A 13,146-nucleotide genomic window follows, 5' to 3' on the forward strand; every position below is an offset into this window, starting at 1 on the left:
GTTTTGCGGGGGGATTACCATAGGCCTCCAACTGGTTGGTCAGTTCACTGAACAGCATCTGGGTTTCGGTGCCGAAGGCCACGTAGTCCTTCAGGTTCATTGAGTACGCGCCAACCGACAGCAGGCCGCGCGGCATGAAGTACCACTCCAGATTGGCGTCGAAATTGGTAGACAGCACCGGGTTCAACTTCGGATTGCCACCGCCGCCGGTGCGGCTCAAGTCCGAACCCCACGACGAAGCACCCAGTGCCGAGAAGTCGGGCAACGTCTGGGTCTGCGAGGCGGCGAAACGGAACACCAGATCATCGGCCATGTCGAACTTGAGGTTCGCGCTGGGCAGGATGCGGTCGTGTTTGTTGTTGTAGGCCAGGGCTTTCCATTGGCCGAACAGGCTGCTCACATCGGCGTTGGCGGCGTCGGTGACCGCCTGGTAGGTGTTGATGTCCTGGTCGATGTTGACGTAACGCAGGCCGACGTTGCCGCTCCAGCGGTCGCCAGCGAATTTCGCCTGCACATAGCCAGCGAAGTTCTTCTCCGCCACCTTCCATTCGCCGCCGTAATTGTGGCGACCGGTCGGGCCATCGTCATTCGACAGCCAGGTCGAGTTGGCCAGGATCGCATCCTTCAGCGCGCCCGGGGTGAAGTACCACAGGTTGCGCGGGAAGTTGCCGCCGATGCCGCCAGCGAAGCCGCCGGGATAGTTGGCGGTAGCGCCATCCTTCAGGGCCGACCAGATGTCGCCCGGGCTGGCCCCCTCGGGCGACAGCGCCTCTCGCTTGTGATCGGCGTAGCGGGCGCCAAACTCGATGGAAGACAGCGTGCCGCCATCATTGAAGTAGCGGCTGAAGTCGGCCGTGAACCACTTTTCCTGGTCTTCGGCGGTCACTTCCTGGTTGCCCCAGGTGCCGAAGCTGGTCACCCCGGCGGGGCTGATGTCGCCGCCAACACTCCAGTCCACCGGTGCGCTGTTGCCATGGGTGGTCCAGCTGGCGCCGCCGCCATTGGCCAGTGTCACCTCGGCAATGAACTGCCGTGGGGTCGAGCCGGTGCCCTTGGTGTTGCCGGCCTGGAACTTCGCGCTCAGGTTGTCGTTGATCTGCCAGTCGGCATCGAGCGTGATGTAGTTGCTCTTTGCGGTGGCTTCACGGTAGATCATGTCGTACACGGCATAGTCGGTACCCGGCCTGCCGGTATAGGTGGCATTGGTCAGCACGCCATCTTTGACGATGTAGCCAGCGTCCGGTGCCTGGCTGTTGGCGAAGCTCGAGCCCCACAACATGAAGTTGCGGTTGTAGTTGTTGGCGTCCATCTTCGAGCTGAAGGCTTCAAGGCCGAGCGTGAGGTTGTCAGCCGGCTTGAACTGCAGGCCGATCAGGCCGCCCTTGCGCTCACGGGTCTGTTCGAACAGCGTCGAACCCAGCAGCGCCGGGACATAGACGCCGGCCAGGTCCGGGTTGCTCTGGGCGGCAGCGGAGTTGGCGCCGATCTGGGCGAAGCCTGCCGGAATTTCCTGTGCCTCGCGACGCAATTCGCGCTTCTGGCTGAAGGCCTGAACCATCACACCGAACGTGCTGTCCTCGTTCTTGTAATTGAACAGACCTGCAAGCTGCGGGTCGTTGGACTTGGCCTGATCCGAACGCACCATGCCGACCGACGCTTCAGCGGTGAACTGGTTTGCAAATTCCAGCGGCTTGCGGGTGATGATGTTGACGGTACCGGTGGTGCCGCCGTCCTGCAGCTTGGCCTGCGAGGACTTGTTCACTTCCACCGAGCGGACCAGTTCGGACGGCAGCAGCGTGTAGCTGACGCTGCGGCCAACGTTGCTGCCCTGGCTGAGCACGAACCAGTCGGCCGAGCCCACGCTGTGGCCGTTGATCAGGGTCTGGGTCAGGCTGGGGCTGGTGCCACGCAGGCTGACACGGTCGGCTTCGTCGAAGCCGCCTTCATCGGCCGAAGATGAGCTGATGTTCACGCCCGGCAGGCGCTGCAGGGTATCGGCCACGTTGTGTGCCGGCAGCTTGCCCACGTCTTCCGCGGTGACCACTTCAACGCGGGAGTTGGCTTCGCGCTTGGTGTCGAGCGATTTTTCCATAGAGCCACGGATACCGGTAACGGTCACGGTGTCCAGGTCGGTCGCGGTCTGGTTGGCGTCCTGTGCGTGGGCGCTGAACGCAAGGCAGCTGACGATCGCCGCTGAAAGCAGGGTTCTACGATGCATGTTGTCTCTCCTCAACATCAGATTGAATGGCACGGATGTGCCGCGTTACTGCAGGTCGTGCTGGTGGATCTGTTGCTTATGCTGCGTGGGCTTGCTTGGCCGACTTTTCCAGATACCAACTGGCGGCGCCGATGACGCCCAGTTGCCCGTGCTCTACCAGCTTCACGGGAATGCTTTGCAGTGCCTTGCGCATCGGCCCCTTGTTGAGGAAGCGTTCGACGAAGGTGCTGTTCAAAAGGAACTGGCTGATCTTTGGCAGGATGCCGCCCGCCAGATAGATGCCGCCCTGCACACCGTAGAGCAGGGCCATATCGCCGATGGTCGAGCCGAGGATTCCGCAGAAAAGGTGCAGGGCTTCCACCGCATGCGGGTCGCTGCCATCGCAGGCGGCGGCGCTGACGGCATCGGGCGTGATGTGGATGGGCGTGATGTCGCGTACCGCGCACAGCGCGTTGTAAAGGTTGAGCAGTCCCGGCCCGGACAGGGCGTGTTCGATGGACACGTGCGGACGGGTGCGCAGCATCTGCTGCAGCACGGCCATTTCCAGCTCGGTGGTCGCCGCAAGTGACGCCTGGCCGGCTTCCGTGGGCAGGACCATCGAGTGCGTGCCAGCCGGAATCCAGAGGGCGGCGCCGAGTCCGGTGCCAGGACCGATCACCAGCGTCGGGCCTGCCGGGGTTTGGCTTGGACCGGTCAACTGCAGGACCTGGTTGTCATCGATATGCGCGGCCGCATGCGCGACGGCTTCAAAGTCGTTGACCAGGTAGACGCTCTTGAAGCCCAGATCCTCGCGGATCTTCCGCGACGATAGCGGCCATGGCAGGTTGGCCGATATCACACTGCCATCGGCCAGCGCATAGCCGGCGGTGGCAATCACGCAATCGGCAACCGTCGGATTGTGGCTGGCGAAATCGGAGAGGATCGCGTCCAGCCCCGGGTAGTCGGCGCAGCGGTACTTCCGGTAGGACAGCACGTCGATTGCGGGCCTGTCGCCGTCTCCGGTCTGGATCAGGCCGACACGTACATGCGTACCGCCGACATCCGCCGCGAAGAAGGGCCGGGAGGCGTGTTCGTGACAGTTGCTCTGTTGTGGGGGGACGACAGCGGTCACTCGAATTCCCTGTGAGGTGGGAGCGCCCGCAGGGGCGCCAATCGGGGCCGAGTCTGTAATCGTTCTGACAACGATGTCAACGAATAGTTGCAACTTTCGATGCTGCACTGCGGCGTGCTTCGCGCAATTCCTGCATCCGCCGGTTTTGTTGCATCCGATAGTTTGAAACAGCTGAAACACGCGGTTTTATTGGGAAGGCGCTGGTACGAAAAGGATTGCCGGTATCTGCTGGACGCCGAGCAAGCCACCGTTGCTGGCAGGTGTTGTTGACAAATCTGTCAGCAGCAAACCATATATGTGACAACGTTGTTCCCACGTAATCGCCAGGCGGCTCGATCCGTCTCCCGCATCCGCAGGAGCTTTCCCATGTCTGCTGTTCCCGCTTCCACGCCGCGCACCAGCATGGTGTCGTCCATCGCCATCGTCGGCGTGCTGTTTTTCATCATCGGTTTCTGTACCTGGATCAATGGTCCGCTGATCACCTTTGTCCGCCTGGCCTTCGACGTGAGCGAGGTGTCGGCGTTCCTGGTGCTGATGGTGTTCTACCTGTCCTATTTCTTCCTGGCGTTGCCGGCGTCGTGGATCCTCAATCGCACCGGGATGAAGAAAGGTCTGGCGTTGAGCCTGGCGGTGATGGCGGTCGGTGCGATGGCCTTCGGCGAGTTCGCCACGCAGCGCTGGTTCGGTGGCGCATTGGGGGGGCTGTTTGTCATTGGCGGCGGCATGGCGCTGCTGCAGACCGCGGTCAATCCCTACATCAGCATCCTTGGCCCGATCGAAGGCGCCGCGCAGCGCATCGCGCTGATGGGTATCTGCAACAAGATCGCCGGCATGCTGGCGCCGGTGGTGATCGGCACCTTCGTGCTGCAAGGCATCGGTGACCTGGAAACCCAGGTACAGGCGGCCGATGCCGCCACCAAGAGCGAACTGCTGAATGCCTTCGCCGCCAAGATCCATACTCCGTATCTGGCAATTGCCGGCGTGCTGCTGCTGGTGGCGGTGGGGGTGCTGTTCTCGCCGTTGCCGGAAGTGCGTGCCGACGAGGCCAATGCGGTCGCCAATGACGGCAAGGTCGAAAAGCGCAGCATCTTCCAGTTCCCGCATCTGTGGCTGGGCGTGCTGTGCCTGTTTGTCTACGTGGGCGTGGAAGTGATGGCTGGCGATGCTATCGGTACCTATGGCAATGCCTTCGGCCTGCCACTGGACAGCACCAAGCTGTTCACTTCCTACACGCTGTTCGCGATGCTGGTCGGCTACATCGTGGGGCTGGCGCTTATCCCGCGCTTCATCTCGCAGGAAAAGTATCTGGCCGTGTCCGCGGTGCTGGGCGTGCTGTTCACCCTGGGCGCATTCTTCACCCATGGCTATGTGTCGGTCGGTTTTGTGGCCGCACTGGGTTTTGCCAACGCGATGATGTGGCCGGCGATCTTCCCGCTGGCGATCCGTGGTCTGGGCCGCTTCACCCAGACCGGTTCGGCGCTGCTGGTGATGGGTATTGCCGGCGGCGCGATCATCCCGCAGGCCTTCGCGCTGCTCAAGCACGCCTATCCGGAACACTTCCAGCTGGTGTTCGCGGCACTGATGATTCCCTGCTACCTGTACATCCTGTATTTCGGCACGGTGGGGCACAACGCAGGCAAGGCACGTGGCCGCTGAATCGAGCATCATGGCGGGAATCGAGCCAACGCGGGAAACAGTTATGCGTAGACCCACCATCAAGGATGTCGCCGAGCGGGCCAAGGTCTCGTTGAAGACCGTCTCGCGCGTCATCAACAATGAGCCATCGGTGATGCAGGCCACCCGTGCGCGCGTGCTGCGTGCGGTGGCCGAGCTGGACTACGAGCCGGACCCGTCGGCGCGCAATCTGCGCAGCAACACCACGTTCGTGATCGGGCTTGTCTACGACAACCCCAACCCGTACCACATCATCGGCGTGCAGAACGGGGTGCTCTCGGCCTGCCGGGAAACCGGCTTCGGCCTGCAGATCCATCCCTGTGATTCCACCTCGCCGATGCTGGCCGAAGAGCTGGCCGATTCGGTGCAGCGCTCGCGTCTGGCCGGACTGGTGCTGACCGCGCCGATGTCCGAGCGCCCGGAGCTGGTCGCCGCGCTCAATGCCCGTGGCATCAAGACGGTCCGCATCATCGCCGCCACCGAGGACCCGGGCGATGGCCCGTGCGTGTTCGTCGATGACCGCGATGCGGCCTATGAAATCACCGAGCACCTGATCCAGCTGGGTCACCAGCGCATCGGCTTCCTGTGGGGCGGCATTTCACACCGCTCCAGCGGCGAGCGCTATGCCGGCTACGAGGCGGCACTGAAGGACTACGGCATTCCGCTGGACAAACACCTGGTCGTGCCGGGCGATTACACCTTCGATGACGGCTTCCGTGGCGCGCGCCGCCTGCTGGCGTTGCGCGAGCCGCCCACCGCGATTTTCGGTTCCAACGACGAGATCGCCGCCGGCGTGCTGGCGGCGGCCAACTCGGCTGGTTTGAACGTGCCGTATGACCTGTCCATCGCCGGTTTCGAGGACAGTCCTTTCTCCCGCCAGTCTTGGCCGGCACTGACCACCGCCAAGCAGGCCACCGGTGATATCGCCCGGCATGCCGCGCGGCTGCTGATCAGCCAGTTGCGCAGCGACGCCTATGACGACACCCCCATGCAGCTGCACAACCAGGGCTTCGTCCCGCAGCTGGTGGTGCGTGGCTCCACCGCGCCGCTGCGTCAACAGTCGTCGCGGCCTCCTTCCTCTCCCCCTGACCTGTCCGAGTAACGATCCATGGCACTGCCGAGTGAGACCGAAACCCTGATGTTCCGTGAGGCGGCCGAAAGCGCCGCCGTCATCGCCGCCCAGTTCGCCCGCAACCGCGATGTGGTGCAGGCGCTGGCCGCCGACCTGCGGCAGAATCCGCCGCCGTTCGTGGTGACCTGTGCACGTGGCAGCTCCGATCACGCGGCTACCTATGCCAAGTATCTGTTCGAAACCCGGCTGGGCCTGGTCACCGCCTCGGCCTCCCCATCGGTCGGTTCGGTCTACGAGGCGCCGTTGCAGGTGCGTGGCGCGCTGTATGTGGTGATCTCCCAGTCGGGCAAGAGCCCGGACCTGCTGCGCAATGCCGAGGCTGCCAAGGTCGCCGGCGCGCGCGTGGTGGCGCTGGTCAATGTCGAGGATTCGCCGCTGGCGCAGCTGGCCGACACGGTGATCCCGCTCGGGGCGGGCATCGAGCGCAGTGTCGCGGCGACCAAGAGCTATCTGGCCTCGCTGGCGGCGATCCTGCAGCTGGGCGCGCACTGGAAGAACGATCCGGCGCTGATCGCCGCGCTGGACGAGTTGCCGGCAGCGTTGTCCAAGGCATGGGAATGCGACTGGTCGGCGGTGACCGACGGTCTGACCGGTGCGCACAACCTGTTTGTGCTGGGCCGCGGCCCGGGTCTGGCAGCGGCACAGGAAGCGGCGCTGAAGTTCAAGGAAACCTGCGGCCTGCACGCCGAGGGCTACAGCTCGGCCGAAGTGAAGCACGGTCCGATGGCGCTGGTCGGCAGGGATTTCCCGGTACTGGCGTTCGCGATGCCCGATGAAACCGGCGCCGGCACCCGCGCCGTGGCCGAGGAATTCGCCGCGCGTGGCGCCCAGGTGTGGCTGGCCGGTGAAGGTGGCGCGCTGCCGGTGGCGGCGGCACCCCATCCGCTGTGTGCGCCGCTGCTGATCGTGCAGAGCTTCTACCGTGCGATCAATGCGCTGGCGCTGCGTCGGGGCAACAACCCGGATCTGCCGCCGCATCTGAACAAGGTCACGGAAACGGTCTGATGAAAACGGTACTGCGCAACGGCCGCATCCTTGCCGGCGAGGACTTCCGTGACGATGTCGCGGTACTGATCGACGACGGCCGTATCGTTGCGCTCGCCGCTGCCGATGATCCGCAACTGGCCGCTGCCGACGAGGTGGTGGATCTGGGCGGCGGCTGGCTGATGCCCGGCTTCATCGACGTGCAGGTCAATGGCGGCGGCGGTGTGCTGTTCAACAACCGGACCGATGTGGAAGCGCTGCGCACGATGATGGCCGGCCATCGCAGGTATGGCACTACCGGCATGCTGCCGACACTGATCAGTGACGATGCCGGGGTGATGGCGCGTGCGTTGCAGGCCATCCGCGACGCCATCGCGGCGCAGGTGCCGGGTGTGCTCGGCATCCACCTTGAAGGGCCCTACATCGCCCCGGCGCGCAAGGGCACGCATGATGCCGGCAAGTTCCGCGTGCCCGATGCCGACGAAGTCCAGATGGTGACGTCGCTGGACAACGGCATCACTCTGATCACGCTGGCACCGGAGCGGGTGCCGGCCGCGACGATCCAGCAGATGGTCGCCAACGGTGCGATCGTTGCCGCGGGCCATACCGCAGCGACCTACGAGGAAATCCGCGCCGGACTGGACGCCGGCCTCACCGGTTTCACCCATCTGTACAACGCGATGTCGCCGCTGCAGGGGCGTGATCCGGGTACCGTCGGCGCCGCGCTGGAAGATGCCGGCAGCTGGTGCGGGGTGATCGTCGATGGGGTGCACGTGCATCCGGCCAGCCTGCGCGTGGCGCTGGCGGCCAAACCGCGCGGCAAGGTGTTCCTGGTGACTGACGCGATGCCAATGGTGGGCTCGGACAATCCGGCGTTCGAGCTGTATGGCGAAGTCATCACTGCCGTGGATGGCGTGGTGCGCAACGCCGCCGGTGCCTTGGCCGGCTCCGCGCTGGACATGGTCACCGCTGTGCGCAACACGGTGAAGCTGCTGGGCCTGCCGCTGGCGGAGGCCGCACGCATGGCTTCGACCTATCCGGCGCAGTTTCTCGGGCTGGGTGACCGCTACGGGCAGATTGCGGCCGGATATCAGGCCGATTTCGTCCTGCTGGACCGGGACCTGCAGGTCCAGGCCACCTGGATCGCCGGTCAGCGCGACTGACAACGTCGCTCTGGAAAATGGACAAGCCCGTTCGATTCGCCTCGGTTGATGCCCTGCGTGGCATCACCGTCGCGGCGATGCTGCTGGTCAACAATCCCGGCAGCTGGAGTCATGTCTATGCGCCGCTGCTGCATTCGGACTGGCATGGCTGCACGCTGACCGATCTGGTGTTTCCGTTCTTTCTGGTGATCGTCGGTGTGTCGATTGCACTGGGCGTGGTGCCGAGGGTCGAACAGGACGCGGACCGCGCGCGGCTCGCTCGCACCGTGCTGCTGCGCGCGCTGCGCATTCTCGGCTTGGGGCTGCTGCTGCACTATCTGGCGTGGTGGTGGCTGGACCTGCCGCACTACCGGCCATGGGGGGTGTTGCAGCGCATCGGTATCTGTTTCGCGCTGGCCGGCATGGCTGCAATCTGGCTGCGACCGCTGGCGCAGTGGCTGCTGCTCGGGGGCGTGTTGATCGGCTACGCGGTGCTGCTGGCCGCCGGTGGTTCGCTGGAGCCTCTGGTCAACCTGTCCAGCCGCATCGATACGGCGTTGCTGGGGCCGCTGCTGTACCAGTACGAGGTGGCCACCGGTCACGGCCACGATCCGGAAGGCCTGCTGTCCACGCTGGGTGCGCTCGCCTCGACGCTGATCGGCCTGCAGGCCGGGATGCTGTTGCGCAAACGCCGCAGACATCTGCTGATAGGCGCGCTGATCCTGCTGACGGGAGGCCTGGCGTGGTCGCCGTGGCTGCCGTTCAACAAGAATCTGTGGACCCCGTCCTACGTGCTGTGGACCGCCGGCTGGGCGTTCGCCTGCCTGTGGGTGGCCCATGTGCTGATCGACCTCCGCCACTGGCCGGCGCTGGGGCGCCGTTTCGGCGTCAATGCGATCACTGCTTACGCCGGCTCGTCGGCGATGGTGCTGGCGTTGATAGCTGCGGGTGTCTGGAGCGGGCTGTGGACGCAGGTGTTCGACCGCTGGATCACGCCGCTGGCGGGGGCGCAGATGGCCTCGCTGACGATGGCGCTGGCCTTCGTCGGGGTGTGGTGGCTGCCGATGGCGTGGATGGACCGGCGCAAGATCTATCTGAAGATCTGACAGCGCCGGGCTGCGGCGGGCAGGATGAGGCTGGTACAGTCGCCGGCGTAATCCATTTCTCCAGGAACACCGATGTCCACTGAAGTCCCTTTCACCCCGCTCAACGATCTGGAAGTCCGTCTGCTGCGAACCCAGGAAGCGGTCGTCAGCCCGGCGGATTTCCTCGATTCGCTGCTGAATGAAAAGGTCTTTGTGCTGCTGGACAAAGAGATTCCCGAAGGCGGCGACTGGGATGAAACCATCAACCCGCTGGTGCTGACCAATGACGCCAACGAGCCGATGTTCGCGGTGTTCTCCGCGCCCGAGAGAGCGGTGGTCTGGAGCGAGCAGGTGCCCGCGTTCGAAAACGCGCTGCATCTGGATTTCCGCTGGCTGCTGGGCGGTATCGCCGATGGCGTGGGCATCGTGCTCAACCCGGGCTTCGACGTCGGCATGGAAATGGTCCCCGACGCGGTGGCACAGCTGAAACAGCGCGCCGCGGCATTGGTACGCGCCGCAGGGGTTTAACGCGCCGCGCCAATGGCGCGGATGCGCGCCTTGGCCAAGGCCTCGCCGATGGCGGGGCCTTTCAGCCCCTCAGTAGCGATATCCCGGGCATTGATCGCCAGGGCGGCGGCATGCAGGCGCTGCAGTGTGCTGCGCTGTGGATAGTCGCTGTCTTCAAAGCCGAGCCGCCCGCGCTTGTCGCATTCGCACACCAGCGCCATCTGCGCGATGCGCTCGGGCCGGCGGAAGCCGTCGCAGCGTGAGATCAGTTCCAGCACGGTGGCGTCACGTAGTTCATCGATGCGGTGCACGTTGAGATGCTCGCGGCAGACCGCTTCGGCCAGTTGGCGGTGATCGACCGGAATCTTCAGGCGTTCGCAGAGCTTGGCCAGCGGCTTCAGGCCGCGCTGCTCGTGCATGATGTGGCGCGGCAGCTGACCGGCCGGGGTCAGCGCCTTGCCCAGATCGTGGGTGAGCGCGGCAAAGCCGATCAGGTCATCGCCCGGCGCCAGCTGCGCGGCCATGTCGCTGACCATTTCCTGGTGGATGCCGGTGTCGATTTCCGGGTGGAACTCGGCGCGCTGTGGCACCCCGTACAGCGCATCCAGTTCGGGCAGGATCACCGCCAGCGCGCCGGTGTCGTGCAGGCTGCGCAGGAAGGTCGAGGGCTGCCTGCAGGTCAGCGCCTTGCGGGTCTCCTGCCAGATGCGCTCGGGTACCAGCGCCTCCAGCTCACCGCTTTCGGCGATCTGGCGCATCAGTGCGGCCGTTTCCGGCGCCAAGGTGAACCCCAGTGGCGCGAAGCGGGCCAGGAACCGCGCCGCGCGCAGCACGCGCAGCGGGTCTTCAACAAACGCCGGACCGACATGGCGCAGCACCCGCTGCTGGATATCACGCACGCCACCCCAGGGATCGACCAGCTCGCCGCTGTCCTGGTCGCGGGCAATGGCGTTGATGGTGAAGTCGCGGCGCTGCAGATCCTCTTCCAGCGTCACTGAAGGATCGGCATCGACCACGAAGCCGCGATAGCCGCGGCCGGACTTGCGTTCGGTACGGGCCAGTGCGTATTCCTCGCCGCTGCGCGGATGCAGGAAGACGGGGAAATCGCGGCCCACGGCCTTGAAACCCTGCGCTTCCATTTCCGCCTGGGTGGAACCGACCACCACCCAGTCACGGTCACCCGGCGGCAGGCCCAGCAATGCATCGCGGACCGCGCCGCCAACGAGATAGATCTTCATGGGCACATGATGCCGCACTCGCAGTGGCATCAGGGGCGCGTTTCAGCGACTGCCGCTGGTCACCACCGGTACGCTGGGGCAGGTGAACGGCTTGCGGCGGGTGTCGATCTTGCCAACCATGCGCTCGCTCAGGGTGGCGGCGTCGCCATTGAGGCGCCAGTCGTAGATCACGCTGAAGGCGAGCACGCGGGCCACGTACTCGCGGGTTTCCTTGTAGCTGATGGTCTCGATCCAGAAATCCGGATCAAAGTCCGGGCGCTGCGACTGCCAGCGTGCGGTCGGTGTCGGGCCGGCGTTGTAGGCGGCGATGGTGACGTAGGGCTGGCCGTTGTATTTGTCCATCAGCTGGCGCAGGTAGGCGCTGCCGATGGCGATATTGGTGTCCGGGTCGTACAGGCTGGCCGCGCCGCCATAGCCGCTCAGGCCGATGCGCTTGGCCACACTGGCACCGGTGGCGGGCAGCACCTGCATCAGGCCCATCGCGTTGGCCGGTGAGCGCGCGCTGGGATTGAAGATGCTCTCGGCGCGGATTTCCGCGGCGATCCAGGCCGGGTCCAGCGCGTTGCGCGCGGCTTCGCGGCGGATACTGTCGTCGTGGTGCAGCGGGAACCGCAGCTTGTACAGGCGTTGCTCCTGCGGCCCCTTGAGCGCGAACACGGCCCGGTCGAACCAGCCGTTGTCGCTGGCCACTTCCACCGCGAGCCGGCGCTGAGTGTCGTCAAAGCGCGACAGCGCATCGGCCCATTCGCGGGCGGCCCACAGCGGGCGCTCGATCTTGAACAGTTCCAAGGCGCGCACCAGTGCGGGGTCACGGGCGACGCTGCTCTTTGCCTGGGCGCTGTCGCCCGGATTCCACGGGCACAGCGCATAGGGCTGTTTCAGCTTGTCGGCGGCGAGGAAGCCGTGGAAGGTCGGCTCGCTGGCGGCGGCGCGGTACAGCGCCGTGGCGTCGGCCGACTTGCCGGTCTTCTCCAGCAGACGGCCTTCGAACCAGCGCCAGCGCGAGTCGTTGCGCTGGGCCGGCGGCATTTTGCGGATGGCGGCCAACGCGGCCGGCCAGTCGCCGCGCGCCATCGCTTCGCGGGTACGCCACTCGTGCAGGCGTTCGTCATAGGCCGATTCGGGTACCGCGGCCAACCGCAGCGCCGACTCCGGCAGGTAGGAGGCCACTGTCCACAGTGCGATCTGGTAACGCACCTGTCCCTGCTGTGCGGCGCTCAGCTCCAAGGCCCGGGTGTACTGCGGCAGCTGCTGCTCGGCGGCGCCCGGGTCGGTCTTGGCCAGCTTTTCCAGGCCATCGGTGGCGATGCGGCGGCTGCGCTCGTTCTTCGGCCAGTTCAGGGCGCGGGCGTCGGGCTTGTCGACGAAGGCGGCGTAGTCGTTGGCCTGGGCCAGTTCGGCCGCAGGCAGGCCGCGCGCGGCGGCGCGCATCACCGCGGGTTGCTGGGCATCGGCGGCGGCATCGATGCGTTCCCAGCGCAACGCGGCAGGCAGGCCACCGCGGCTGGCGAGCACCGCGAATACCGGATCGCAGGCATCGGGCAGGGACTTGCCGCTGCTGCGCCACAGCGCCTGGGCCTCGCTGGTCCACTGCGCATCGGCCTTGCCGGTGGCCTGGCGGGCATTGAGCACGGCGCAGCGCAGGCCCGGATCGGTACTGGAGGTGTAGTTGGCCAGCAACGTCGGCCAGTCCTGGCGGCGGGCCAGCGCCGGCAGCCACGCCGCGCGGAACGTCTCGGCCACCGCCTGGCCCTGGTAGCGCTTGAGGAAGTCCTGCGCCTGCGAGGTCGCCAGTGTGTCGATGTTGCGGCGTAGACGGGCGTACTCGAGCCAGCCATACAGGGGATGGTTGCGCAGACCGCTTATCGAGGCATCGTCGGCTTTGCCGGCCTCGGCATTGGCGATGGCGGTACGCAGGGCGGCGCGCTGCGCCTCCACGTTCTGGGCGTGGAGGCCGGCCGTGGCCAGCGAAAGGAAAATGCCCAGGGGCAGCAGGGAGAATCGACTCATGCGCGAAGCATAGCGGCGCGGGTGTCAACGGCGGTGCGCCAGTCC

At 65.5% G+C, this 13,146-nt stretch carries 10 protein-coding genes; 6 read left to right on the forward strand and 4 right to left on the reverse strand.

The genetic code is table 11. The features are described 5' to 3' along the window. Together ARC78_RS01240 and ARC78_RS01245 are read right to left on the reverse strand one after the other, a co-directional pair. The coding region (locus tag ARC78_RS01240) for a TonB-dependent receptor (protein WP_057505563.1) at positions 1-2,218 on the reverse strand (2,218 nt) is incomplete at its 3' end. 76 nt (positions 2,219-2,294) lie between these two features. Beyond that, positions 2,295-3,329 carry a glucokinase family protein gene (locus ARC78_RS01245; protein WP_054658048.1) on the reverse strand — a complete coding sequence of 345 codons (1,035 nt, stop codon included), beginning with the start codon at positions 3,327-3,329 and terminating at the stop codon, positions 2,295-2,297. Between the two features lie 366 nt (positions 3,330-3,695). On the opposite strand from ARC78_RS01245, the gene ARC78_RS01250 reads away from it, so the two are divergent. The 6 genes from ARC78_RS01250 (at position 3,696) to ARC78_RS01275 (ending at position 9,874) form a co-directional block, all read left to right on the forward strand. Continuing rightward, entirely contained in the window at positions 3,696-4,985 is a 1,290-nt protein-coding gene (locus ARC78_RS01250) for a sugar MFS transporter (RefSeq protein ID WP_054658046.1), read from the forward strand. A 43-nt stretch (positions 4,986-5,028) separates the two neighbouring features. Then, positions 5,029-6,105, forward strand: a complete 1,077-nt coding sequence (locus tag ARC78_RS01255; RefSeq protein ID WP_054658044.1) for a LacI family DNA-binding transcriptional regulator — start codon at positions 5,029-5,031, stop codon at positions 6,103-6,105. 6 nt (positions 6,106-6,111) lie between these two features. Beyond that, complete coding sequence (locus tag ARC78_RS01260; protein WP_054658042.1) at positions 6,112-7,140, forward strand: SIS domain-containing protein; 1,029 nt, start codon at positions 6,112-6,114, stop codon at positions 7,138-7,140. Beyond that, entirely contained in the window at positions 7,140-8,282 is a 1,143-nt protein-coding gene (gene nagA, locus ARC78_RS01265) for an N-acetylglucosamine-6-phosphate deacetylase (RefSeq protein ID WP_057505564.1), read from the forward strand. Before ARC78_RS01260 ends, nagA begins: the two co-directional genes overlap by 1 nt. A 17-nt stretch (positions 8,283-8,299) precedes the next feature. Then, positions 8,300-9,367 (forward strand): acyltransferase family protein, encoded by a 1,068-nt coding sequence (locus ARC78_RS01270; RefSeq protein ID WP_054658040.1) that lies wholly within the window; start codon positions 8,300-8,302, stop codon positions 9,365-9,367. Positions 9,368-9,439: 72 nt separating this feature from the next. Next, positions 9,440-9,874, forward strand: coding sequence for an SseB family protein (locus tag ARC78_RS01275; RefSeq protein ID WP_054658038.1), 435 nt, complete (start codon positions 9,440-9,442; stop codon positions 9,872-9,874). Here ARC78_RS01275 and ARC78_RS01280 read toward each other — a convergent pair. Both ARC78_RS01280 and ARC78_RS01285 read right to left on the reverse strand, forming a co-directional pair. Then, positions 9,871-11,091, reverse strand: a complete 1,221-nt coding sequence (locus tag ARC78_RS01280) for a multifunctional CCA addition/repair protein (protein ID WP_057505565.1) — start codon at positions 11,089-11,091, stop codon at positions 9,871-9,873. The two genes, ARC78_RS01275 and ARC78_RS01280, sit on opposite strands and share 4 nt — an antisense overlap. A 42-nt stretch (positions 11,092-11,133) precedes the next feature. Beyond that, positions 11,134-13,101, reverse strand: a complete 1,968-nt coding sequence (locus tag ARC78_RS01285; RefSeq protein ID WP_057505566.1) for a transglycosylase SLT domain-containing protein — start codon at positions 13,099-13,101, stop codon at positions 11,134-11,136. Positions 13,102-13,146 lie beyond the last annotated feature (45 nt).

The sequence above is a fragment of the Stenotrophomonas pictorum JCM 9942 genome, assembly GCF_001431585.1.
In the GTDB taxonomy this organism is placed as follows: domain Bacteria; phylum Pseudomonadota; class Gammaproteobacteria; order Xanthomonadales; family Xanthomonadaceae; genus Stenotrophomonas; species Stenotrophomonas pictorum.